A 21,653-nucleotide genomic window follows, 5' to 3' on the forward strand; every position below is an offset into this window, starting at 1 on the left:
TGATTAAGCGTCAGTTGGACTTCGCCGTGATCCACACGGTGATGGCGACCAGGGCGCCGATGCCGAAGATCCACACGAACAGGCCCTCCGACACGGGTCCGAGAGACCCGAGCGACGCGCCGCCGATCTGCACGGACTGCTGCTGGAAGAGCAGTGCCGAGATGATGTCGCGCTTGTCCTCGTCCGACAGGTTCATGTTGCCGAAGACCGGCATGTTCTGGGGGCCCGTGACCATGGCGGCGTACATGTGCAGCGCGCTGGTCTCCGTGAGCGCCGGGGCGTACTTGCCCTCGGTGAGTGCGCCGCCGGCTGCCGCCACGTTGTGGCACATCGCGCAGTTGACACGGAACAGCTCTGCGCCATGAGCCACATCGCCCTCCCCATCGAGGATCCTGTCCTCGGGGAAGGTCGGGCCAGGCGCCTCGGACTGGATGTACGAGGAGATCGCGAGGATCTGCTCCTCGGTGAACTGCGGCTTCTTCTGCGGGGCCTGCGGTCCCTGCATCTGCAGCGGCATGCGTCCCGTCGAGAGCTGGAACTCCGCGGCGAGCTCGCCGACTCCGTAGAGGCTCGGTCCGTTGGCCGTGCCCTGCAGATCGAGGCCGTGGCAGGTGGCGCAGTTGGCGGTGAACAGCTTCTCGCCGTCTTCGACCGTCAGCGTGGATGCCGCAGCCGCCTGGGTGTCGGTCGACGCGAACGCCGCCGAGGCGCCTGCGTACACCGCGCCCGTGATCATGAGGCCTGCTCCGATCAGGGCTGCCGCGGCCAGGGGGCTACGGCGGCCGGAGGAACGGCGCTTCTTCTCTCGTGCCATCTCGGGGATCAGCTCCGCTCTTATTTCAGGAAGTAGATAACGACGAACAGCACGATCCAGACCACGTCGACGAAGTGCCAGTAGTAGGACACCACGATCGAGGACGTCGCCTCCTTGTGCCGGAAGTTCTTGACGGCGTAGGCGCGTCCGATGACGAGGAGGAACGCGACCAGGCCGCCGGTGACGTGCAGGGCATGGAAGCCGGTCGTCAGGTAGAAGGCCGAGGCGTAGGAGTCGGCGCTGATGGGCATGCCCTCTGCGACGAGCTGCGCGTACTCCCAGACCTGACCGGACACGAAGATCGCGCCCAGAGCGAAGGTGAGGAAGAACCACTCGACCATGCCCCATCCGAAGAGGCGGCGACGGCCAGCGGCGTTCTTCTCGCCCTTGGCGATACGGTACGGCTGCAGGTCCTCTGCGGCGAACACGCCCATCTGGCACGTGAACGAGGAGAAGACCAGGATCGCCGTGTTGACGAAGGCGTAGGGAACGTTCAGCAGCTCCGTGCGCGCCGCCCACAGTTCAGGGGAGGTGCTGCGCAGGGTGAAGTAGATCGCGAAGAGTCCCGCGAAGAACATCACTTCACTGCCGAGCCACACAATGGTTCCGACAGCTACCGGATTGGGCCGCTTGATCGTTCTCGCCGCCGGGGCATACGTCGCTGAGGTCGTCACTCCTCCATTATGGCCGATCCGCAGGGGTGATTCTTGCACCGGAGCGCCTGGTTTTGCCTCTCGTGCACTTAGGAGACCCTAAGAAAAGCCTGCGAATCGGCGGTGAATCCGCGGGAAATCGCCGGACACCGTCTCGCCTCGCGGTCACGGTGAACGGACTGCACGTTTTCTCGACGCCGATAGGATCGCACACATGGCTGATTCCCTGACCTGGTCCGACCTGCTCACGACCCTTCTGGAGCGGCGCGATCTCAGCGTGTGGGAGTCGACTTGGGCCATGCGCCGCATCATGCAGGGTGAGGTCTCGGAAGCGCAGCTGGCGGGATTCCTCGTCGCCCTTCGTGCCAAGGGCGAGACGATCGACGAGATCGTCGGCTTCCGTGACGCGATCCTCGAGGCCGCCGTGCCTCTGCCCGTCTCGCCGGACGTGCTCGACATCGTCGGAACCGGCGGAGATCGTGTCGGCACGGTGAACGTCTCGACCACGGCGGCCGTGATCATCGGCGCCACCGGCATCCCCGTGGTGAAGCACGGCAACAGAGCGGCGAGCTCGGCGTCCGGATCCTCCGACGTGCTCGGCGCGCTCGGTCTCGAACTGACGCTCGACCCCGCAGCGGTCGCGACCATCCTCGACCGCACCGGCATCACCTTCGCATGGGCAGGAGCCTTCCACCCGGGGTTCAAGCACGCGGGCGCCGTGCGCGCGGAGCTCGGAGTGCCCACGGTCTTCAACATGCTCGGTCCGCTGTGCAATCCGGCGCGAGCCGAGGCGAACGCGGTAGGCGTGGCGCAGATCGAGCGGGTGCCATTGATCACGGGCGTGTTCCGCACCCGCGGCGCCACCGCCCTCGTCTTCCGCGGCGATGACGGCCTCGATGAACTCACCACGACCGGCCACAGCCGGATCTGGGAGGTCACGCGCGGTGACATCCACGAGCACGACCTCGACCCCCGCGACCTCGGCATCCCGCTCGCCGAGCTGTCCGATCTGATCGGCGGCTCTCCCGCGCACAACGCGCAGGTCCTGCGTCGCACGCTCGAGGGTGAGAAGGGAGCGGTGCGCGACATCGTGCTGCTGAACGCCGCGGCAGGCATCGTCGCCTTCGAGCTCTCGCGGGATGCAGGGCAGGTGCAGCGTCCGATCCTCGATCGACTGCGTGAAGGCTATGAGCGTGCGGCGGCTGCTGTCGACGACGGCCGCGCCGTGGCGAAGCTCGACGAATGGATCGGCGTGAGCCGGGAGCTGGCTTCGGCCTGAGGATGCCGTGGAACCCGTAGACGCGCTGCTCGAGATCGCCTCGCTGCTGGAGCGCGAGCGGGCGTCCCGGTATCGGGCGAAGGCGTTCCGCGTCGCAGCCGCCGCGTTCCAGGATCTGCCTGACGACGTGAAGGACGACGCCACCAGGCTCAGAGCGGTCAAGGGGATCGGCGAGTCCACCTTCGCCGTGATCCGCGAAGCGCAGTCAGGGATCATTCCGACCTACCTGGTCGAGTTGCGGGGAGACGTCGAACCCGAGATCGCCTCGACGCTGCGTCCGGCTCTCCGCGGCGACCTCCACGCCCACACCGATTGGTCGGACGGGACGACCTCGATCTCGGTGATGGCCGCGGCGGCTCGTGCCCTCGGACACGAGTATCAGGCCGTCACCGATCATTCACCGCGGTTGCGCGTCGCGCGCGGGCTCTCGGCCGAGCGACTGCGCTCGCAGATCCCGCTCGTGCGCGCCGAGTCCGGCGACGGCTTCTCGATGCTCGCAGGCATCGAGGTCGACATCCTCGACGACGGAGCACTCGACCAGGACGACGAGCTCCTCTCCGAACTGGACGTCGTCGTCGCCTCCGTGCATTCACACCTGCGGATGGAGTCGCGTCCGATGACGGCGCGGATGATCGCGGCGGTGCAGAACCCGCGCGTGAACGTCCTCGGGCACTGCACCGGACGACTCGTCGAAGGCGATCGAGGCACGCGGCCTCCCTCGCAGTTCGACGCCGCCGCCGTCTTCGCCGCGTGCGCCGAGAACGGCGTCGCGGTCGAGATCAACTCCCGTCCGGAGCGACAGGACCCGCCCGACGAGCTGATCGCGATCGCTCTCGACGCCGGGTGCCTGTTCTCGATCGACTCCGACGCGCACGCGCCAGGGCAGCTCTCACTGCTCGACCACGGCGCTCAACGGGCGGAGCGGGTGGGAGTGCCCGCGAGCCGGATCGTCACCACCTGGGGGCTGGAGCGTCTGCTCGCCTGGGCCGACTGACTCACTCTCCGATCGTGGCGACCGCGGCGATGGCGCGCGTCATCGATCCGCCCAGGTTCCACTTCTCGGCCAGGGCGGTCGCGGCATCCGCCTCCGCCGGATCGAGCGGGCGCAGCCCGACGGACGGCGGCTCGACCTCGAGCGACTTCGCGACCTCGACCACCGTCGGGGCGACGTCGAGATAGGCGGAGGAGGCCTGGATCTTCGCCCGCACGCCGGCGCTCATGCCCTCGCCTGCCTCGGCAGCGGCGCGGATGCCGGCTAGATCGCCGTGCGCCTGCAGGAGTGTCGCCGCAGTCTTCTCGCCGACGCCCGCGACGCCCGGGAGGCCGTCGGATGCATCGCCGCGCATGGTCGCGAAGTCTGCGTACTGCGAGGGCAGGACCCCGTATTTCGCGACGACCACGGCATCCGTCACGACCTCGAGGTTGCTCATGCCGCGGGCCGTGTAGACGACCCGCACGTCGCGCGCGTCGTCGACGAGCTGGAACAGGTCGCGATCGCCGGTCACGATGTCGACCGGGATGGTCGACTTGGTCGCGAGCGTTCCGATGACGTCATCCGCCTCGTGAGCGAGGACGCCGACGATCGGAATGCCCAGGAGACCGAGGGTCTCGCGGATCAGGGGGAGCTGCGCCTCGAGGGGGTCCGGGACCTCTTCGATGTCCGGTCCGACCTCGACCACCTCGACCACCCGATGCGTCTTGTAGCTGGGGATCAGGTCGACTCGCCACTGCGGGCGCCAGTCGTCATCCCAACAGGCCACGACATGCGTGGGGTGGTACAGGGTGATCAGCTTCGCGATGATGTCGAGCAGTCCGCGAGCGGCGTTGATGGGGGAGCCGTCGGGCGCTGTGACCTTGTCGGGCACTCCGTAGAACGCGCGGAAGTAGAGCGAGGCGGTGTCGAGCAGCATCAGACGTTCGGTCACGGACCACAGTCTGACACGGAGCCGGATGCGCGCAGCATCCGCTTGTCCACGCCCCCGCGATATCTGGTAGCCTGAACTGTCACTCGTGGCAGGCCTATGCGTGCCCTCGTGACGTAGCAACCAAATCCAACCGCTGTGATGCATGCCGTCGGACGTGCGCGTCCGTTGCCCCACAGCCCGAGTCTCCATTCAACAAGGACAACCCACTACATGACTACCGCAACGACCGCCCCGGCCACCAAGCAGGTCGCCATCAACGACATCGGATCTGCTGAGGACTTCCTGGCCGCGGTCGAGAAGACCCTGAAGTTCTTCAACGACGGCGACATCATCGAAGGCACGATCGTCAAGATCGACCGCGATGAGGTTCTGCTCGACGTCGGGTACAAGACCGAGGGTGTCATCCCCTCGCGCGAGCTCTCCATCAAGCACGACGTCGACCCCAACGAGGTCGTCAAGGTCGGCGACGAGGTCGAGGCTCTCGTTCTCCAGAAGGAGGACAAGGAAGGCCGCCTGATCCTCTCCAAGAAGCGCGCACAGTACGAGCGCGCCTGGGGAGACGTCGAGAAGATCAAGGAGAACGACGGCGTCGTCACCGGTACCGTCATCGAGGTCGTCAAGGGCGGCCTCATCGTCGACATCGGCCTCCGCGGCTTCCTTCCGGCCTCGCTCATCGAGCTGCGTCGCGTCCGCGACCTCACGCCGTACCTCGGCCAGGAGATCGAGGCCAAGATCCTCGAGCTCGACAAGAACCGCAACAACGTCGTGCTCAGCCGCCGCGCGCTGCTCGAGCAGACGCAGTCGGAGTCGCGCACCACGTTCCTGAACAACCTGCACAAGGGTCAGGTCCGCAAGGGCGTCGTCTCGTCGATCGTCAACTTCGGTGCGTTCGTCGACCTGGGCGGCGTGGACGGCCTCGTGCACGTCTCCGAGCTGTCCTGGAAGCACATCGAGCACGCCTCCGAGGTCGTCGAGGTCGGCCAGGAGGTCACCGTCGAGATCCTCGAGGTCGATCTCGACCGCGAGCGCGTCTCCCTGTCGCTGAAGGCGACGCAGGAGGACCCGTGGCAGGTCTTCGCCCGCACCCACGCGATCGGTCAGGTCACGCCGGGTAAGGTCACCAAGCTCGTTCCGTTCGGCGCGTTCGTGCGCGTCGCAGACGGCATCGAGGGCCTCGTCCACATCTCCGAGCTCTCCAGCAAGCACGTCGAGCTGGCCGAGCAGGTCGTCTCCGTCGGCGAAGAGGTCTTCGTCAAGGTCATCGACATCGACCTCGAGCGTCGCCGCATCTCGCTCTCGCTCAAGCAGGCGAACGAGTCGGTCGACCCCAACGGCACCGAGTTCGACCCGGCGCTGTACGGCATGCTCGCGGAGTACGACGAGAACGGCGAGTACAAGTACCCGGAGGGCTTCGACGCCGAGACGGGTGCCTGGAAGGAAGGCTTCGACGCTCAGCGCGAGGCTTGGGAGCAGGAGTACGCAGCGGCTCAGGCTCGCTGGGAGGCCCACAAGGCTCAGGTCGTCAAGGCGGCCGAGGCTGAGGCAGAGGCGGGCGCCGACTTCGGCGGCCAGACCTTCTCCAGCGAGGCGACCGGTGCCGGCACGCTCGCCGACGACGAGGCTCTCGCGGCTCTGCGCGAGAAGCTCTCGGGCGGCAACGCGTAAGCATCTCACCCTGAACGGGCCGTCATCCTTCGGGATGGCGGCCCGTTCTGCATGTCCGCCGAGACGGGCCTCGGCGCGTGCCAGGATGGAAGGCATGCCACTCATCGCTCTCACCGGCGGCATCGCCTCGGGGAAGTCGACCATCGCCCGGCGTCTCGCGGAGCACGGCGCCGTCATCGTCGACGCCGACGCGCTCGTCCGAGAGGTGCAGGCCCCGGGTACCCCGGTGCTGACGCGTATCGCGGACGAGTTCGGCGCGGACGTCATCGCGGACGACGGGACGCTGGACCGGGCGGCGCTGGGGGCGAAGGTGTTCGGCGAACCGGATCGGCTCGCCGCCTTGAACGGCATCGTGCATCCGGCTGTGCGCGCCGAATCCCAGCGCCGATTCGATGAGGCGTTCCGGAACGATCCGGACACCGTGGTGGTCTATGACGTGCCGTTGCTGGTCGAGGCCCGGGTCGACGACCCCTGGGATCTCATCGTCGTCGCCCACGCGCCGGCCCCCGAGCGTCTGCGCCGTCTCGTCGAACTGCGCGGCATGGATCACGCCGCGGCTCAGGCGAGGATCGACGCGCAGGTGCCGGACGCACGCCGACTCGCGATCGCGGACGCGGTGATCGACACCGCCGGAACCCTGGCGAACACGCTCGAGCAGGTGGACGCGCTCTGGGAGCGGATCCGCGCGCAGTGACGTTCTCGGGCCACACCCCGGATTCCCGGGAGTACCGTCGCCTGATCCTCGGCCTCTTCTTCGCGGGGATCGCGACATTCGCCCAGCTCTACTCGCCGCAGGCGGTGCTGCCGCAGATCGCCGCGGATCTGGACGTCGGACCGGCGACCGCGGCGCTGGCGGTCTCGGCGGCGACGCTCGGCCTCGCGGCAGCCGTGATCCCGTGGTCGGTCGTGGCCGACCGGGCGGGACGGGTGCCGGCGATGGCCGTCGGCATCCTCGCCGCGACCGTTCTCGGTCTCGCCGCGCCGTTCAGCCAGGAGATCGCCGTGCTCCTGGTGCTCCGTTTCGCCGAGGGTGTGGCACTCGGCGCTGTGCCCGCCGTGGCTCTGGTGTACTTGAATGAAGAGGTGTCGCGCAGACATGCGGCCGCCGCTGCCGGGAGCTATATCGCGGGAACCACCGTCGGCGGGCTGCTCGGTCGCGTGGTCTCGGGCGTAGTGGCCGACCTCTCCGATTGGCGTACCGGCGTGTGGATCGCGGGCGCGCTGTGCGCGGTGTCGGCCGCGCTGTTCCTCTGGCTCGCCCCGCGGGCACGAGGATTCGTGCCCGGTCGGCTGCGCACGGCGGGCGGCCCCGGCATCCGCTCGCGCCTGCTCGCCCCATTGCGGTCCCCGCAGCAGCTCGCCCTCTACGCGCAGGGTTTCCTGCTGATGGGCGCGTTCGTCGCGGTGTACAACTACCTGGGCTTCCACCTCGCTGCCGCACCGTTCCTGCTGCCTGCGTGGCTGGTGACCCTGCTCTTCCTCGCCTACCTCGCCGGCACGGTCTCCTCGCCGTGGGCGGGACTTCTCGCATCGTCGAGAGGCAGGTACCCCGTACTGCTCGGCTCCATCGCGATCATGAGCGCGGGTGCGGTGCTGATGCTCGCTCCGCTCGCCGCCATCGTGCTGGCAGGGCTTCTCCTCTTCACTGCGGGCTTCTTCGGCGCGCACGCCGTGGCATCCGGCTGGACACCGGCCGCGGCCCCACCGGAGAGCCGGTCTCAGGCATCGTCGCTGTACTACTTCGGCTACTACGCAGGATCCAGTCTGTTCGGTTGGGCTCTCGGGCTCGTGTTCGGGTCTGCCGGCTGGCCATGGTTCGTCGGGACGGTCCTCGTGATGTGCGCAGCCGCCGCCTTCGTCGCGGCGACGGCTCTGCGCGCCGAGCCGAGCGGCTGGACGTGAGGGCAGAGCGCCTGAGCTCTGACAGAGTTGAGCGTATGCAGCATGGATTCCTCGACGCCTACGACGCCCAGCTCAGGACGGGACCAGAGACGGCGCACGCGTCGGAGCTGCGCAGGTACGGCCCCCTGCACCTTGCGGTCTTCGACGGGCGTCGAGGTTTCGTCACCTATGCGGATCTCGGCGGAGCGGATGCGGTGGGCCTCGGCGCGCTCGTCGACGCCGCGGTCGAGCATTTCCGTGACCGACCCGAGGTGGCCTCGGTCGAGTGGAAGACCCGAGGGCACGATGTCGCCGCCGGCCTCCACGAAGCGCTCGTCTCCCGCGGGTTCGCGCCAGAGGACCCTGAATCGATCATGATCGGAGAGGCCTCGCTGCTCGCCCAGCACGTCGAGCTGCCGGTCGGGGTCGCGATCCGGCGTGCGACGACGGACGATGAGGTGCTCGCCGCGGGGGAGATGCAGGGCCGGGTGTTCGATGATCCGGACTGGCGCTCGCGGGCGGAGTCGCTCATCGAGCGCCTCCGTCGCGACGACACGGCGGAGCTGTGGATCGCGGTCGCGGATGGCGCAGTGGTCAGCGCAGGGCGTCTAGAACCGGCCGCCGGCACCGATTTCGCCGGACTCTGGGGAGGCGCCACGGAACCCGGCTGGCGCGGGCGCGGCATCTACCGGGCGCTGACGGCGGAGCGCGCGCGATCGGCGCTGGCGCGCGGCACGCGCTACCTGCAGTCCGACTCCACCGAGTTCTCCCGTCCCATCCTCGAACGCGCAGGCCTGGTCAAGGTCTCGACCACGACGCCTTACGTGTGGACCCGCGCCTGAGCGGCGGCCCGCCGTCGTGATGAGCGCCGGCGCACCACGACGACCACGAGGACGACGAAACCGACCAGCAGGAGCGCTGCGACGCCGGGGATGACGATCGCGGCGGCTGCCAGCAGGAACGAGGCGCCGTCCTCGACCGTGCTGAGCACAGGGGCGGCGAGCCCCGCGGTCGTCGCGTTCGCCGCGACGCGGGCCGTAGCCTTCGTGATGTGCACGACGAGCGCGATCGCGATGCCGATCACGACGGGCACCCAGGCGTTGGTGGAGAAGAACGACGCGGGGTCGTCGACCGCGACGGTCTGCGCGCTCGCGCCGGCGCCGAACGCGATGCCTCCGGAAGCGGGACGGAGGATGCTCTGGACGACGTCGTTCATGGAGTCGAGAGCCGGGATCTTGTCCGCGACGATCTCGAAGAGCAGCAGCGCCCCGACGATCCAGAGCGCGAGGTCGCTGGACAGCCAGGACCAGCCCCCGGGCAGCTGCACCGCGGGGAGGAACCGGTCGGCGAGACCGAGCAGGAACAGGGGCATCCAGGCGTTGAGGCCGGCGGATGCCGAGAGGCTGGTGCCGATGATGAACTCGATCACGCCCCCAGACTAGGCGGCATCCGGCCTCGATGTCTGCGGCCCCGCCTACGCTGGAGGTATGCAACCCACGCGCAGTGTCCGTCCCTTCGAGGTCATCAGCGAGTACGAGCCCGCCGGCGACCAGCCGCAGGCCATCGCCGACCTCGCGGCACGCATCAACGCAGGTGAGACCGACGTCGTCCTGCTCGGCGCGACCGGCACCGGAAAGTCGGCGACGACGGCGTGGCTCGTCGAGCAGGTGCAGCGACCGACCCTCGTGCTCGCCCACAACAAGACCCTCGCCGCGCAGCTCGCGAACGAGTTCCGTGAGCTCATGCCGAACAACGCGGTCGAGTACTTCGTCTCGTACTACGACTACTACCAGCCAGAGGCCTACGTCCCGCAGACCGACACCTTCATCGAGAAGGACTCCTCGATCAACTCGGAGGTCGAGCGGCTGCGGCACTCGACCACCAACTCGCTGTTGAGCAGGCGCGACGTCGTGGTCGTCTCCACTGTGTCCTGCATCTATGGCCTCGGCGCGCCGGAGGAGTACCTGCGGGCCATGGTCGCACTGCAGGTGGGGGAGCGCTACGACCGCGACGCGCTGATCCGCCAGTTCATCGCGATGCAGTACAACCGCAACGACGTCGACTTCTCCCGCGGTAACTTCCGGGTCCGCGGCGACACCATCGAGATCATCCCGGTGTACGAGGAGCACGCGATCCGGATCGAGCTGTTCGGCGACGAGATCGAGGCGCTGTACTCGCTGCACCCGCTCACCGGCGAGGTGATCGAGAAGCTCGACTCGGTGCCGATCTTCCCCGCGTCGCATTACGTGGCGGGCACCGACGTGATCCAGCGGTCGATCGGCACGATCGAGGCAGAGCTCGAAGAGCGGCTCGCGGAGTTCGAGAAGCAGGGCAAGCTGCTCGAGGCGCAGCGTCTGCGCATGCGCACCACCTTCGACCTCGAGATGCTGCAGCAGCTCGGTTTCTGCTCGGGCATCGAGAATTACTCGCGACACATGGACGGGCGCGCGCCCGGTGAACCGCCGCACACGCTGCTCGACTTCTTCCCCGACGACTTCCTGCTCGTGATCGACGAGTCGCACGTCACAGTTCCGCAGATCGGCGCGATGTACGAGGGAGACGCCTCCCGCAAGCGCACTCTCGTGGAGCACGGATTCCGCCTTCCGAGCGCGATGGACAACCGGCCGCTGCGCTGGGACGAGTTCAAGAACCGCATCGGGCAGACCGTCTATCTCTCGGCGACGCCGGGCAAGTACGAGATGGGCATCGCCGACGGCGTCGTCGAGCAGATCATCCGCCCGACGGGCCTCGTCGACCCGCACATCATCGTGAAGCCCTCGAAGGGGCAGATCGACGACCTCCTGGAAGAGATCCGCATCCGGGTCGAGAAAGACGAGCGCATCCTCGTCACCACGCTCACCAAGAAGATGGCCGAGGAGCTCACCGACTTCCTCGGCGAACACGGCGTGCGCGTGCGATATCTGCACTCCGACGTCGACACGCTGCGCCGAGTCGAGCTGCTCAGCGAACTCCGCGCCGGGGTCTACGACGTGCTCGTGGGCATCAATCTCCTGCGCGAGGGTCTCGATCTACCTGAGGTGTCGCTGGTCGCCATCCTCGATGCCGACAAGGAGGGCTTCCTCCGGTCGGGAACGTCCCTGATCCAGACGATCGGTCGCGCGGCGCGAAACGTGTCGGGTGAGGTGCACATGTACGCCGATCGGATCACGGACTCGATGGCGAAGGCGATCGAAGAGACCGATCGACGTCGCGAGAAGCAGGTGGCGTACAACCTCGAGAAGGGCATCGATCCGCAGCCGCTGCGCAAACGGATCGCGGATATCACGGAAGTGCTCGCCCGCGAGGGCGCCGACACCGCCGACATGATGTCGAGCCGTGGTCGGGCGAGCGGCAAGGGCAAGTCGCCCACACCCAACCTCCGCCGCACCGGAATCGCCGCAGAGGGCGCCCAGCAGCTCGAAGCGACGATCCAGGACCTCTCCGACCAGATGCTGGCTGCGGCTGGTGAGTTGAAGTTCGAACTCGCGGCCCGGCTGCGTGACGAGGTGCAGGATCTCAAGAAGGAGCTGCGCGCCATGGAGCGCGCAGGTCACGCCTGATCATGGTCGCCCGCTGATGGATGCTGCGGGGGAGGAGCTCGCGGACCGTGTCCGCGCCCTTCTCGGAACGGACCCGGAGATCGAGGAGCGTCGCATGTTCGGCAGCCGCGCGTTTCTGGTCGAGGGCAGCATCCTTGTCGGCGCACGGAAGGGCGGCACGTTGCTCGTGCGGGTGTCGGCGGAGCATGGTGCGGCTCTGATGACGCGGCCGGGCGTGTCCCCAGCCGTGATGGGAGCGAAGACGATGAGTCCTCGCTGGCTCGACGTCGAGGCGTCCGCAGTGGCGGATGACTCGGATCTGATGTTCTGGCTCGATGTCGCGCGCGAGGACGGACTCGCTCAGGCCTGAGGTTTTCTCGGCGTCAGGGGCAGTACACGAGGGTCTTGGGTCCTGAGCGATCGATCTCGTGCTGCGTCATCGGTGCGCCGCAGAGCGGGCACGCGCGCTCCGCTCGTTCCTCGTTGCTCGGGGGCGGGGTCTTCTCGTATGGGCCGACGGACGCCGGACCCGCGAGCCGGACCAGATTCGCGTTGAACCAGGAGTAGAAACCGCCCGCCTCGCGAATGCGGGCGCGAAGCGGAGGGCGGTCGGAAGCAGTGGCCATGTTCATTAGTGTACTAACGATTAGTGTCTAGATATACTCGAGCGGTGACGGCATCCGATGATCTCCTCAAGCTCGAGAACCAGCTCTGCTTCGCGGTGGTGACTGCGGCACGAAATGTGGTGGCGATCTACCGGCCCATCCTCGAGCCCCTCGGGCTCACGCACCCGCAGTACCTCGTGATGCTCGCGCTCTGGGAGCGCGCCCCTCGCACGCTGAACGACCTCGCTGCAGATCTCGCCATGGAACCCGGCACGGCCTCACCGCTCGTCAAGCGGCTCGAAGCCGACGGGCTCGTAGTCCGGCAGCGCAGCGTCGATGACGAACGTCGACTCGACATCATGCTGGCCGATGCCGGGTCGCGCCTGCGCGAGCGTGCAGTCGACGTCCCGCACCAGGTGATGGCGGCCGTCGGCATGGGCGTCGACCAGATCGCGACACTGCGAGACGGGTTGTCCGCGTTCGCGGGCAGGAGGAGTTCGGAGCCCGTGCGCACGCCTTAGGGTGAGGGGATGCGACGCCACGGATCGAGCCCCGAACGGGCCGTCGTGTGGCGCGGGGGACTGCTTTTCGCCGTCGTCGCTCTGTTCCTGATCGTGATGATCGCTGCCGCGATGCAGGGCGCTGCGCGCATCCATCCGATCGGAGGGACTCCTGAACCGCGGCCACTCGAGACGATGCCCGTATTGCCCGGGGCGAGTGGCACACCCACGCCGGAGCCTCTGCCGCCGAACCCGGTGACCGAGCTGCTCGGTGCAGTCATCCTGGGAATCCTCGTGGTGCTCGTCGGCGTCGGTGTGATCGTGCTGATCGTGCTGCTCGTCAGAACTCTCGTCGGAGCCTGGCACGATCGCCCGCTGCGCCGTCGCGACGGCGACGAGGTCGGACTCGCCATCGTGCACGCGTCGGTCGACCCCGAACCCGAGGTCATCGCAGCCGCGATCCAACGGGGCATCGCCGGGGCGCTGCGCGAGATCGACGAACGCCCGCTCCCCGAAGACGCCATCGTCGCCGCCTGGGTCGGGCTCGAGGAGAGCGCGGCGGATGCCGGACTGGTGCGCGGCGCGAGCGAGACCCCGGGGGAGTTCGCCGTGCGCATCATCACGCGTAGGGCGGGGATCACGGCTGAGGCCGAGACGCTTCTGCGCCTGTACGAGCGTGTGCGCTTCGGCGGGCACCCGGCGCTCGAAGACGACCGAGCCGTCGCCAGGGCGGCTCTGAAGAACATCGAGGTGGGCTGGCGATGAGCTGGTGGAAGACCTCGTTCGTCGCCGTCGCTGCTGCAGGCGCGACGGTCGTCCTCTCTGCGCTCGGGGTCGAGCTCCCGTTCGCGATCGGATGGGCTCTGGCAGGTGGCGCGGTTGCGCTGCTCCCGCAGCTCGCGCTCCCGGTCGAACCAGGCGCGGATGCTCCGCACGTCCCCGCGGATCGCGAGCGTCGGGCCACCGAGATCTCGCGCATGGCGTGGGCGCTGAACGCCCGCACGGGGCTCGCCGGAGAACGCGTCACGCGGCGTGTGCGCAGCATCCTGCGCCACCGCCTTCAGGGCATGGGGATAGATCCCGACGATCCGGCGGATCGAGCGCGCCGTGACGCCGTGCCCGGAGGCGACGTCTGGGACAGGCTCGCCGGACAGAACACATCGATCGCCGCCGTCGAACGAGCCCTCGACGCCATCGACCGCCTTTCGCCGACCAAGGAGAAGAAATGACGAACCCCGCCGCGATCGCCGAGACCGGCGCGCAGATCCTCGCCGCTGTCCGCACCGTGGTCGTCGGGATGGACGATCCGCTGGAGATCGCGCTCGCGACCGTGCTCGCCGGCGGACACGTGCTCTTCGAGGATGTACCCGGCCTCGGCAAGACCTTGGCCGCACGGAGCCTCGCGGCCGCCCTCGGCCTCTCTTTCCGTCGACTGCAGTGCACGCCCGACATGCTCCCCGGTGACGTCACCGGATCCTACGTCTACGCTCCGGACAGTGGAGACTTCGTCTTCCGCCCCGGTCCGATCTTCACCGGGCTCCTGCTGGCCGACGAGATCAACCGAACCACGCCGAAGACCCAGTCAGCGATGCTCGAGGCCATGGCCGAACGGCAGGTCACGGTCGAGGGAAACAGCTTCGCTCTCGAGCCTCCCTTTCACATCATCGCCACCTCGAACCCGATCGAGTACGAGGGGACCTACGCGCTCCCCGAAGCACAGCTCGACCGATTCCTGGTGCGACTGTCGGTGGGGTACCCGGGTCCCGGTGGCGAGACGCAGATCCTGCTGAACCGCGTGGCCAGGCAGCAGGAGGCGACGACTGTCGCACCCGTGCTCGACCCTCAGCGACTGCTCGAGCTGCAACGCGAGGTCGAGGCGATCCGCGTCGATCCCGACATCGCGCGCTACTGCGTCGAACTCACCCGCGAGACGCGCACAGCATCGAACGTCGAAGTCGGCGCGTCGCCCCGCGGCTCGCTCGGACTGCTGCTGCTCGGTCGAGCACTCGCCGCCCTCGACGGCCGCGACTTCGTCCGCCCGGACGACATCAAGCGCATCGCCGTCCCGGTTCTGGCCCACAGGCTCACGCTGACCCCGCAGGCCTGGGCGCAGGGGATCTCCGCCGCCGACATCGTCGCGGGAGTGGTGTCGCGCGTCGCCGTGCCGCCGACCGTCAGGGCGCTCGGATGACTGAGGCCTCGCCGCACGGACGCGCGGGTCCCGCTTTCGTGATCGCGATCGGAGCGGCCGTGGTGCTGGGCGCGGTGGGACTGTTCGCCTCTCGCCCCGACATCGCCGCCATGGGCCTTCCGCTGGCGACATGGAGCGCTCTCATGATCAGGCAGGCGCGGCGCCGCGCTGACGTCGTCATGACGTTCAGCCCGATGCCCGGCGGCGAGGGCGAGGTCAGGACGGCGATCGAGGTCGACAGCGCGGCGGATGCCGTGGAACTGGTCCTCGTGCAGGCACAGCGGCGGACCCGACGGCTGATCGTGCCAGCATCGGGCGGATCGATCATCGCCCGCAGCAGGGTGCTGCACTCCGGACCGATCCTGGCCGTACAGGCCGTGGCGCGCGGGGTGTCGGGTGACGGCGCCCTGCTCTTTCCTGCATCCAGGCCCACCGTCGCGGCGCGCAGCATCGCCCCGCCTCGTCAGGGCCTCGATGTCGTGCCGGTGCCGCGCACCCTGACCGGGCTGCACGGCGCCCACGAGGGGCGCCGCCCCGGTCAGGGCGGTGACTTCCGGGACATCCATCCGTTCGCGCCGGGCGACGAGCTCCGGCGTGTGGACTGGCGCGCGACCGCGCGCCTCGCGCGTCGACCGGGCGATCTCCTGGTGCGACGGACCACCGCCCTCAGCGAAGCCTCGGTGGTGATCGCGATGGACACGGCGGAGGATCTGGGGACGGTCGTGGCATCGTGGGGAACCGGCGACTTCGAGCGCAGCGGCGTCACCTCGCTCGATCGCGCACGCCAGGCCGCCGGAGCGATCGCCGCCGCCGCGATCGGCGAGGGCGACAGAGTGGCGCTGCACGTGCTCGTGTACGGCGGCCGTTCGCTGCGCAGCGGCGGCGGGGCGCGGCATCTCGCCCGGCTGGAGACGACCATCGCCGCGATCGGCCAGGCCGGCGAGGACGCGCGTTTCCGGCGGACGCCGCACGTTGCGCACGGCTCAGTGATCTATGTGCTCTCCACGTTCTTCGAGGGCGCGGCGGCGCAGACCGCGATGATGTGGCGAGCCGGCGGGCATCGCGTGGTGGCGGTCGATGTGCTGCCCGATCTGGACCTCGCCCGGCTGACGAAGACGCAGCTCATCGCGCTGCGCGTCGTGCTCGCCGAGCGGGAGAACATATTCGGCGACCTCCGAGGGGCGGGCGTCGACGTCATCCTGTGGTCCGATGAGGCTGCGGCCGAGTTGCGTGCAGCGGCGAGGAGCAGGAGATGAGGGCCAACGACACCGTCACGACCGGCGCTGCCGTCTCTTGGCTCGCGCTGCGGGTGGCGCTGGTCGTGGTCGTGGGCGCCGGCGCCGTCACACTCACTCCGCTGGTCGGCTGGTCCGTCGCGGCGGTGCTGCTGGGCGTGCTCGCCGTCGTCCTGCCGCAGTCGTTCGCAGCATGGGGGTCGGTGGCGTGCTTCGTCATCGGGATGCTGATCGCCGGCCCTGATCCGGGCCGCGCGATGATCGCCGTGCTCGTCGTGCATCTGATCCACATCCTGACGACGCTGATCCTCGTCGTCCCGGTCCGCGCTCGCATCGTGCTCAGGGCTCTGAGGCCGACGGCGCTCCGCTTCCTGGTCGTGCAGGCGATCGCCCAGCCATTGACGCTCCTCGTCATGCTGGGATCTGCGCGCGAAATCGTCGAGGCGCCGTGGGTCGTCGTCGCTGGTGCGGCGGCGCTGGTCACGCTCACCGTCGTGCTGATCGTGGGCTCGACAGGCGAGGAGAAGTGAGCAGCGGAGCCAATGTCCGTGGCCCCTCGTAGACTTGATCAGTGCCTATCGTCCCGGTTGCAACCCCAGGAAAACTCAGTGTTCGCGGTGCCCGCGTCCACAATCTCAAGAACGTCGACATCGACATTCCCCGCGACTCTCTCGTCGTGTTCACCGGCCTGTCCGGATCAGGGAAGTCCAGTCTCGCATTCGACACGATCTTCGCCGAAGGGCAGCGCCGCTACGTCGAATCGCTGAGCGCTTACGCGCGGCAGTTCCTCGGGCAGGTCGACCGACCAGACGTCGACTTCATCGAAGGGCTGAGCCCCGCGGTCTCGATCGACCAGAAGTCGACCAACCGCAACCCGCGGTCGACGGTCGGCACGATCACCGAGATCTACGACTACATGCGCCTGCTCTGGGCGCGCATCGGCATCCCGCACTGCCCGCAGTGCGGAGAGAAGATCCAGCGTCAGACGGTGCAGCAGATCGCCGACCAGCTGATGGAGCTCCCCGAGCGCACGCGCTACCAGATCGTCGCGCCGATCGTCTCGCAGAAGAAGGGCGAGTTCGTCGACCTGTTCCGCGAGCTCGGGGCCAAGGGGTACTCCCGTGCGATCGTCGATGGTGATCTGATCCAGCTCGCCGAGCCGCCCACGCTGAAGAAGAGCTACAAGCACGACATCGCCGTCGTCGTCGACCGTCTCGTGGCAGCCGACGACATCCTCGGCCGCGTGACCGATTCGGTGGAGACGGCCCTCGGACTCGCCGGTGGCGTCGTGCAGGTCAACTACGTCGACGCAGAGGGCGACGACGCCTGGCAGTCGTTCTCCGAGAAGCTCGCGTGCCCCAACGGCCACGCGCTCACCCTCACCGAGATCGAGCCGCGCACCTTCTCATTCAATGCGCCGTTCGGCGCCTGCCCTGCCTGCTCGGGCCTCGGCACCAGCATGTCGGTCGACACCGATCTCATGCTCGGCGACGAGGAGCTCTCGATCCGCGAAGGCGCGATCATCCCGTGGACGACGCAGGGCAAGGGACTGTTCCAGTACTACGAGCGTCTGCTCGAGGGCCTGGCGGCCGATCTCAACTTCTCGCTCGACACCCCGTGGCAGGATCTGCGGGTCGATGTGCAGGACGCGATCCTGCGCGGCGACAACTACAAGGTCACCGTCAAGTGGAAGAACCGCTACGGACGCGAGATGCGCTACGCCTCGGGGTTCGAGGGCGTCGTGCCCTACATCGAGCGGCAGTACGCCCAGGCCGAGTCCGACACGCAGCGCGCGCGCTGGGGCGAGTACTTGCGCGAGGTGCCGTGCCCGGTGTGCGATGGCAACCGTCTCAAGCCCGAGGTCCTCGCTGTGCAGGTCCACGGGCACTCGATCGCCGAGGTCTCGCACCTGAGCCTCGCCGACGCCCGCGACTTCATGGAGACGCTGACGCTCACCGATCGCGAGGCGAAGATCGCGGCGCAAGTGCTCCGCGAGATCCGGCTGCGGCTCGATTTCCTGCTGCAGGTCGGCCTTGCCTACCTGAACCTCAGCCGCTCGGCGGGCTCGCTCTCCGGCGGCGAGGCGCAGCGCATCCGTCTGGCGACGCAGATCGGTTCTGGGCTGACGGGCGTGCTGTACGTGCTCGACGAGCCGTCGATCGGTCTGCACCAGCGTGACAACCGCCGGCTGATCGACACGCTGCTGAAGTTGCGCGACCTCGGCAACACGCTGATCGTCGTCGAGCACGACGAGGAGACCATCGAGGCGGCCGACTGGGTCGTCGACATCGGTCCCGGCGCAGGGGTCAACGGCGGCGAGGTCGTGCACTCGGGGCCGTATTCGGCGCTCCTGAGCGAATCCGCCTCGATGACGGGGGAGTACCTCTCCGGACGTCGTGAGATCCCGACCCCGAAGAAGCGCCGCAAGATCGACAAGAAGCGGATGCTGAGCGTGGTCGGCGCGCGCGAGAACAACCTCAAGAACGTCAACGCGGACTTCCCGCTCGGCCTGCTGACGGCGGTCACCGGCGTCAGCGGATCCGGCAAGTCCTCGCTCGTCAACGACATCCTGTATCAAGTGCTCGCCTCGCGGCTGAACGGGGCTCGCACGGTGCCGGGCAAGCACACACGCGTGTCGGGCCTCGACAACCTCGACAAGGTCGTGCACGTCGACCAGGCGCCGATCGGCCGCACCCCGCGGTCGAACCCGGCGACCTACACGGGCGTGTTCGACCGCATCCGCACGCTGTTCAGCGAGACGCCCGAGGCGAAGGTGCGCGGCTATCAGCCCGGGCGCTTCAGCTTCAACGTGAAGGGCGGGCGCTGCGACGCCTGCTCGGGCGACGGCACGATCAAGATCGAGATGAACTTCCTCCCCGACGTGTACGTGGACTGCGAGGTCTGCCACGGCAAGCGGTACAACCGCGACACCCTGGCCGTGCACTACAAGGGCAAGAACATCGCGGAGGTGCTCGAGATGCCGATCGCCGAGGCTGCGGAGTTCTTCGAGCCGATCCAGGCGATCCACCGGTACATGAAGACGCTCGTCGACGTGGGACTCGGCTATGTGCGGTTGGGTCAGTCGGCGACCACGCTGTCGGGCGGCGAGGCGCAGCGCGTCAAGCTCGCCACCGAGCTCCAGCGGCGCAGCAACGGCCGCAGCATCTACGTGCTCGACGAGCCGACCACCGGTCTGCACTTCGAAGACGTGCGCAAGCTCCTCGAAGTCCTGAACGGGCTGGTCGACAAGGGCAACACGGTCATCGTGATCGAGCACAACCTCGATGTGATCAAGTCGGCCGACTGGGTGATCGACCTGGGTCCCGAAGGGGGCTCCGGCGGCGGCGAGATACTCGCGACGGGCACTCCCGAGCAGATCGCGCGTGTCGATGAGAGCCACACCGGGCAGTTCCTCGCCGAGATCCTGGGTGAGGGGCGCGCCGCGCGGATGGCCGGCTGATGGCCGACGTGCTGCCCTACAAGCCGCGGGCGGGCGAGATCCCGACCGACCCTGGCGTGTACCGGTTCCGCGACGCGGACGGGCGCGTGCTCTACGTCGGCAAGGCGAAGAACCTGCGTCAGCGGCTGTCGAACTACTTCGCGCCGTTGCGCACCCTCCACGAGCGCACGAGGCGCATGGTCACGACCGCAGCATCCGTCGAGTGGACCGTGGTGCCCACGGACGTGGACTCGCTGCAGCTCGAGTACATGTGGATCAAGGAGTTCGATCCGCCCTTCAACGTGCGCTACAAGGATGACAAGTCGTACCCGTTCATGGCGGTCACCCTCGGGGACGAGGCGCCGCGGGTGATCGTCACGCGCAATCGCAAGATCCCCGGCGCGCGCTACTTCGGCCCCTACCCGAAGGTGTGGGCGGTTCACGACACGATCGACCTGATGATCAAGGCGTTCCCGATCCGCACGTGCAGCGACGCCAGCTACAAGCGCGCGATGCAGACGGGGAGGCCCTGCTTCCCCGGCCAGATCGGCAAGTGCGGCGGGCCCTGCTCGATGACGGTGTCGATCGACGAGCACCGTGCCATGGTCGACGATTTCGTCGCCTTCATGGCAGGGGGCGACGAGCGCTTCACCCGCGAACTGACGAAGCGGATGCTCGGTGCATCCGCCGACATGGACTACGAAGCCGCGGCGAAGTACCGTGACAAGCTCTCTGCGATCGAAGCCGTGCTGGGCAAGAGCGCCCTCGTGCTCGCGGCCGATGAGGACGCAGACCTCTTCGGCATCGCCGAGGACGAGCTGTCGGCGGCCGTGCAGCACTTCGTGATCCGCGGCGGACGCGTCCGCGGCGTCAGGGCGCTGACGATCGACAAGGAGATCGACATCACGGGTCCCGAACTCGTCGATCAGGTGCTGCAGCGCGCCTACGGAGACGCGCAGGACGTACCGCGCCGCATCCTCGTGCCCGTGCTGCCCGATGACGCCGCCGAGCTGGAGGAGTGGCTGCGCGAGCGCCGGGGCCGGAAGGTCGAGATCGCTGTCGCGCAGCGCGGCCAGCGGGCCGATCTCATGCGCACGGCGACGCTGAACGCGCAGCAGGCGCTGATCCGTCACAAGACCCGCCGCACGAGCGACTATGTCGCGCGCACCCAGGCGCTCACCGATCTGCAGGACGCTCTGGGGATGGCGGATGCTCCGCTGCGCATCGAGTGCTTCGACATCTCCCATCTCAGCGGGACGAACGTGGTCGCCTCCATGGTCGTGTTCGAAGACGGTCTTCCCCGCAAAGACCAGTACCGGTCGTTCAACATCGCCGAGACGACTGACGACACGGATTCGATGTACCAGGTGCTCACCCGGCGTCTCGCCTATCTCGACCGCCCGGAGCCGGAGGAGGACCTTTCGACGGGCTCGGCGATCCAGGAGGAGGAAGGGGTCGGGCGACGGAAGCCGCGTTTCGCCTATCCGCCGCAGCTGCTCCTGGTCGACGGAGGCCAGCCCCAGGTCGCAGCAGCGGCCCGTGCGCTGCGCGACTCCGGTCACACCGAGATCGCCGTGTGCGGTATCGCGAAGCGTCTCGAGGAGATCTGGCTGCCCGACGACGACTTCCCGGTCATCCTGCCGCGCACGAGCGAGGCCCTGTACCTGCTGCAGCGGCTTCGCGACGAGGCGCACCGCTTCGCGATCACCCACCAGCGCAAGCGCCGCCGCAACGACATCGCCTCGGTGCTGTCGGAGGTTCCCGGGCTCGGAGCCTCGCGCATCAAGGTGCTTCTGAAGCACTTCGGCTCCGTCACCGCACTGCGCGCGGCAGCCCCTGGAGAGATCGAGAAGGTGCAGGGCATCGGGCCAGTGCTCGCGCAGAACATCCACAAGCATCTCTCCAGTCGATAGGCTGGTCTCGGCGG

Annotated in this window: 21 protein-coding genes; 16 read left to right on the plus strand and 5 right to left on the minus strand. The window is 68.1% G+C overall.

What is annotated here, in order from left to right; translation table 11 throughout:
• Positions 1 to 10 precede the first annotated feature (10 nt).
• Both ACI3KT_RS12255 and ACI3KT_RS12260 read right to left on the minus strand, forming a co-directional pair.
• A complete protein-coding gene (locus ACI3KT_RS12255; RefSeq protein WP_307297738.1) occupies positions 11 to 814 on the minus strand; it encodes a c-type cytochrome in 804 nt (267 codons plus the stop codon).
• 20 nt (positions 815 to 834) lie between these two features.
• Positions 835 to 1,449, minus strand: a complete 615-nt coding sequence (locus tag ACI3KT_RS12260; RefSeq protein WP_404904657.1) for a heme-copper oxidase subunit III — start codon at positions 1,447 to 1,449, stop codon at positions 835 to 837.
• Positions 1,450 to 1,681: 232 nt separating this feature from the next.
• Here ACI3KT_RS12260 and trpD point away from each other — a divergent pair, with 232 nt between their 5' ends.
• Complete coding sequence (gene trpD / locus ACI3KT_RS12265) at positions 1,682 to 2,746, plus strand: anthranilate phosphoribosyltransferase (RefSeq protein ID WP_292908263.1); 1,065 nt, start codon at positions 1,682 to 1,684, stop codon at positions 2,744 to 2,746.
• 7 nt (positions 2,747 to 2,753) lie between these two features.
• Complete coding sequence (locus ACI3KT_RS12270; protein WP_404904520.1) at positions 2,754 to 3,740, plus strand: PHP domain-containing protein; 987 nt, start codon at positions 2,754 to 2,756, stop codon at positions 3,738 to 3,740.
• A 1-nt stretch (position 3,741) separates the two neighbouring features.
• Here the strand turns inward: ACI3KT_RS12270 and ACI3KT_RS12275 are convergent, their stop codons facing one another.
• Positions 3,742 to 4,671 carry a 5'-3' exonuclease H3TH domain-containing protein gene (locus ACI3KT_RS12275; protein ID WP_404904522.1) on the minus strand — a complete coding sequence of 310 codons (930 nt, stop codon included), beginning with the start codon at positions 4,669 to 4,671 and terminating at the stop codon, positions 3,742 to 3,744.
• 210 nt (positions 4,672 to 4,881) lie between these two features.
• On the opposite strand from ACI3KT_RS12275, the gene rpsA reads away from it, so the two are divergent.
• From rpsA to ACI3KT_RS12295, 4 genes are all read left to right on the plus strand, one after another.
• The gene (gene rpsA / locus ACI3KT_RS12280) at positions 4,882 to 6,336 is read left to right on the plus strand and encodes a 30S ribosomal protein S1 (protein ID WP_292908269.1); all 1,455 of its coding nucleotides are present in this window, start codon (positions 4,882 to 4,884) and stop codon (positions 6,334 to 6,336) included.
• A gap of 94 nt (positions 6,337 to 6,430) precedes the next feature.
• Positions 6,431 to 7,030 carry a dephospho-CoA kinase gene (gene coaE, locus ACI3KT_RS12285; RefSeq protein ID WP_404904524.1) on the plus strand — a complete coding sequence of 200 codons (600 nt, stop codon included), beginning with the start codon at positions 6,431 to 6,433 and terminating at the stop codon, positions 7,028 to 7,030.
• A complete protein-coding gene (locus ACI3KT_RS12290) occupies positions 7,027 to 8,238 on the plus strand; it encodes an MFS transporter (RefSeq protein WP_404904526.1) in 1,212 nt (403 codons plus the stop codon). The genes coaE and ACI3KT_RS12290 overlap by 4 nt, the downstream gene beginning before the upstream one ends.
• A 35-nt stretch (positions 8,239 to 8,273) precedes the next feature.
• Positions 8,274 to 9,059 carry a GNAT family N-acetyltransferase gene (locus tag ACI3KT_RS12295; protein ID WP_404904528.1) on the plus strand — a complete coding sequence of 262 codons (786 nt, stop codon included), beginning with the start codon at positions 8,274 to 8,276 and terminating at the stop codon, positions 9,057 to 9,059.
• Here ACI3KT_RS12295 and ACI3KT_RS12300 read toward each other — a convergent pair.
• Positions 9,038 to 9,646 carry a DUF4126 domain-containing protein gene (locus ACI3KT_RS12300; protein ID WP_404904529.1) on the minus strand — a complete coding sequence of 203 codons (609 nt, stop codon included), beginning with the start codon at positions 9,644 to 9,646 and terminating at the stop codon, positions 9,038 to 9,040. The two genes, ACI3KT_RS12295 and ACI3KT_RS12300, sit on opposite strands and share 22 nt — an antisense overlap.
• Positions 9,647 to 9,704: 58 nt before the next feature.
• Here ACI3KT_RS12300 and uvrB point away from each other — a divergent pair, with 58 nt between their 5' ends.
• Together uvrB and ACI3KT_RS12310 are read left to right on the plus strand one after the other, a co-directional pair.
• Entirely contained in the window at positions 9,705 to 11,777 is a 2,073-nt protein-coding gene (uvrB, locus tag ACI3KT_RS12305) for an excinuclease ABC subunit UvrB (RefSeq protein WP_292908277.1), read from the plus strand.
• Positions 11,778 to 11,793: 16 nt separating this feature from the next.
• Entirely contained in the window at positions 11,794 to 12,126 is a 333-nt protein-coding gene (locus tag ACI3KT_RS12310) for a TfoX/Sxy family protein (RefSeq protein WP_292908279.1), read from the plus strand.
• Positions 12,127 to 12,139: 13 nt separating this feature from the next.
• Here ACI3KT_RS12310 and ACI3KT_RS12315 read toward each other — a convergent pair whose 3' ends face one another.
• Positions 12,140 to 12,382, minus strand: coding sequence for a hypothetical protein (locus ACI3KT_RS12315; RefSeq protein WP_404904531.1), 243 nt, complete (start codon positions 12,380 to 12,382; stop codon positions 12,140 to 12,142).
• A gap of 44 nt (positions 12,383 to 12,426) precedes the next feature.
• Here ACI3KT_RS12315 and ACI3KT_RS12320 point away from each other — a divergent pair, with 44 nt between their 5' ends.
• The 8 genes from ACI3KT_RS12320 to uvrC are packed head-to-tail and all read left to right on the plus strand — an operon-like array spanning position 12,427 to position 21,639.
• Positions 12,427 to 12,882, plus strand: a complete 456-nt coding sequence (locus ACI3KT_RS12320; protein ID WP_404904533.1) for a MarR family winged helix-turn-helix transcriptional regulator — start codon at positions 12,427 to 12,429, stop codon at positions 12,880 to 12,882.
• A 9-nt stretch (positions 12,883 to 12,891) separates the two neighbouring features.
• The gene (locus ACI3KT_RS12325; RefSeq protein WP_404904534.1) at positions 12,892 to 13,626 is read left to right on the plus strand and encodes a DUF4129 domain-containing protein; all 735 of its coding nucleotides are present in this window, start codon (positions 12,892 to 12,894) and stop codon (positions 13,624 to 13,626) included.
• Positions 13,623 to 14,090, plus strand: a complete 468-nt coding sequence (locus ACI3KT_RS12330; RefSeq protein WP_404904536.1) for a hypothetical protein — start codon at positions 13,623 to 13,625, stop codon at positions 14,088 to 14,090. Before ACI3KT_RS12325 ends, ACI3KT_RS12330 begins: the two co-directional genes overlap by 4 nt.
• Positions 14,087 to 15,052 (plus strand): MoxR family ATPase, encoded by a 966-nt coding sequence (locus ACI3KT_RS12335; protein ID WP_292908289.1) that lies wholly within the window; start codon positions 14,087 to 14,089, stop codon positions 15,050 to 15,052. The genes ACI3KT_RS12330 and ACI3KT_RS12335 overlap by 4 nt, the downstream gene beginning before the upstream one ends.
• Entirely contained in the window at positions 15,049 to 16,308 is a 1,260-nt protein-coding gene (locus ACI3KT_RS12340) for a DUF58 domain-containing protein (protein WP_404904538.1), read from the plus strand. Before ACI3KT_RS12335 ends, ACI3KT_RS12340 begins: the two co-directional genes overlap by 4 nt.
• Positions 16,305 to 16,817, plus strand: coding sequence for a hypothetical protein (locus ACI3KT_RS12345; RefSeq protein WP_307297705.1), 513 nt, complete (start codon positions 16,305 to 16,307; stop codon positions 16,815 to 16,817). Before ACI3KT_RS12340 ends, ACI3KT_RS12345 begins: the two co-directional genes overlap by 4 nt.
• A 41-nt stretch (positions 16,818 to 16,858) precedes the next feature.
• Positions 16,859 to 19,747: an excinuclease ABC subunit UvrA gene (uvrA, locus tag ACI3KT_RS12350; RefSeq protein ID WP_307297704.1), complete on the plus strand. Its 2,889-nt coding sequence runs from the start codon at positions 16,859 to 16,861 to the stop codon at positions 19,745 to 19,747.
• On the plus strand, positions 19,747 to 21,639 hold the full coding sequence (gene uvrC, locus ACI3KT_RS12355; RefSeq protein WP_404904539.1) for an excinuclease ABC subunit UvrC: 1,893 nt from the start codon (positions 19,747 to 19,749) through the stop codon (positions 21,637 to 21,639). The genes uvrA and uvrC overlap by 1 nt, the downstream gene beginning before the upstream one ends.
• Positions 21,640 to 21,653 lie beyond the last annotated feature (14 nt).

It is taken from the genome of Microbacterium sp. ZW T6_19 (genome assembly GCF_044987465.1).
GTDB classification, from domain to species: domain Bacteria; phylum Actinomycetota; class Actinomycetes; order Actinomycetales; family Microbacteriaceae; genus Microbacterium; species Microbacterium natoriense_A.

What these genes read in the sequence shown, in the direction of transcription:
- ACI3KT_RS12310 (WP_292908279.1), top strand. Translation starts at nt 11,794, where the DNA reads ATGGATGCTGCGGGGGAGGAGCTCGCGGACCGTGTCCGCGCCCTTCTC.
- ACI3KT_RS12340 (WP_404904538.1), top strand. Translation starts at nt 15,049, where the DNA reads ATGACTGAGGCCTCGCCGCACGGACGCGCGGGTCCCGCTTTCGTGATC.
- ACI3KT_RS12325 (WP_404904534.1), top strand. Translation starts at nt 12,892, where the DNA reads ATGCGACGCCACGGATCGAGCCCCGAACGGGCCGTCGTGTGGCGCGGG.
- uvrB (WP_292908277.1), top strand. Translation starts at nt 9,705, where the DNA reads ATGCAACCCACGCGCAGTGTCCGTCCCTTCGAGGTCATCAGCGAGTAC.
- ACI3KT_RS12330 (WP_404904536.1), top strand. Translation starts at nt 13,623, where the DNA reads ATGAGCTGGTGGAAGACCTCGTTCGTCGCCGTCGCTGCTGCAGGCGCG.
- ACI3KT_RS12295 (WP_404904528.1), top strand. Translation starts at nt 8,274, where the DNA reads ATGCAGCATGGATTCCTCGACGCCTACGACGCCCAGCTCAGGACGGGA.
- coaE (WP_404904524.1), top strand. Translation starts at nt 6,431, where the DNA reads ATGCCACTCATCGCTCTCACCGGCGGCATCGCCTCGGGGAAGTCGACC.
- ACI3KT_RS12335 (WP_292908289.1), top strand. Translation starts at nt 14,087, where the DNA reads ATGACGAACCCCGCCGCGATCGCCGAGACCGGCGCGCAGATCCTCGCC.
- trpD (WP_292908263.1), top strand. Translation starts at nt 1,682, where the DNA reads ATGGCTGATTCCCTGACCTGGTCCGACCTGCTCACGACCCTTCTGGAG.
- uvrC (WP_404904539.1), top strand. Translation starts at nt 19,747, where the DNA reads ATGGCCGACGTGCTGCCCTACAAGCCGCGGGCGGGCGAGATCCCGACC.
- ACI3KT_RS12255 (WP_307297738.1), bottom strand. Translation starts at nt 814, where the DNA reads ATGGCACGAGAGAAGAAGCGCCGTTCCTCCGGCCGCCGTAGCCCCCTG.
- rpsA (WP_292908269.1), top strand. Translation starts at nt 4,882, where the DNA reads ATGACTACCGCAACGACCGCCCCGGCCACCAAGCAGGTCGCCATCAAC.
- ACI3KT_RS12315 (WP_404904531.1), bottom strand. Translation starts at nt 12,382, where the DNA reads ATGGCCACTGCTTCCGACCGCCCTCCGCTTCGCGCCCGCATTCGCGAG.
- ACI3KT_RS12345 (WP_307297705.1), top strand. Translation starts at nt 16,305, where the DNA reads ATGAGGGCCAACGACACCGTCACGACCGGCGCTGCCGTCTCTTGGCTC.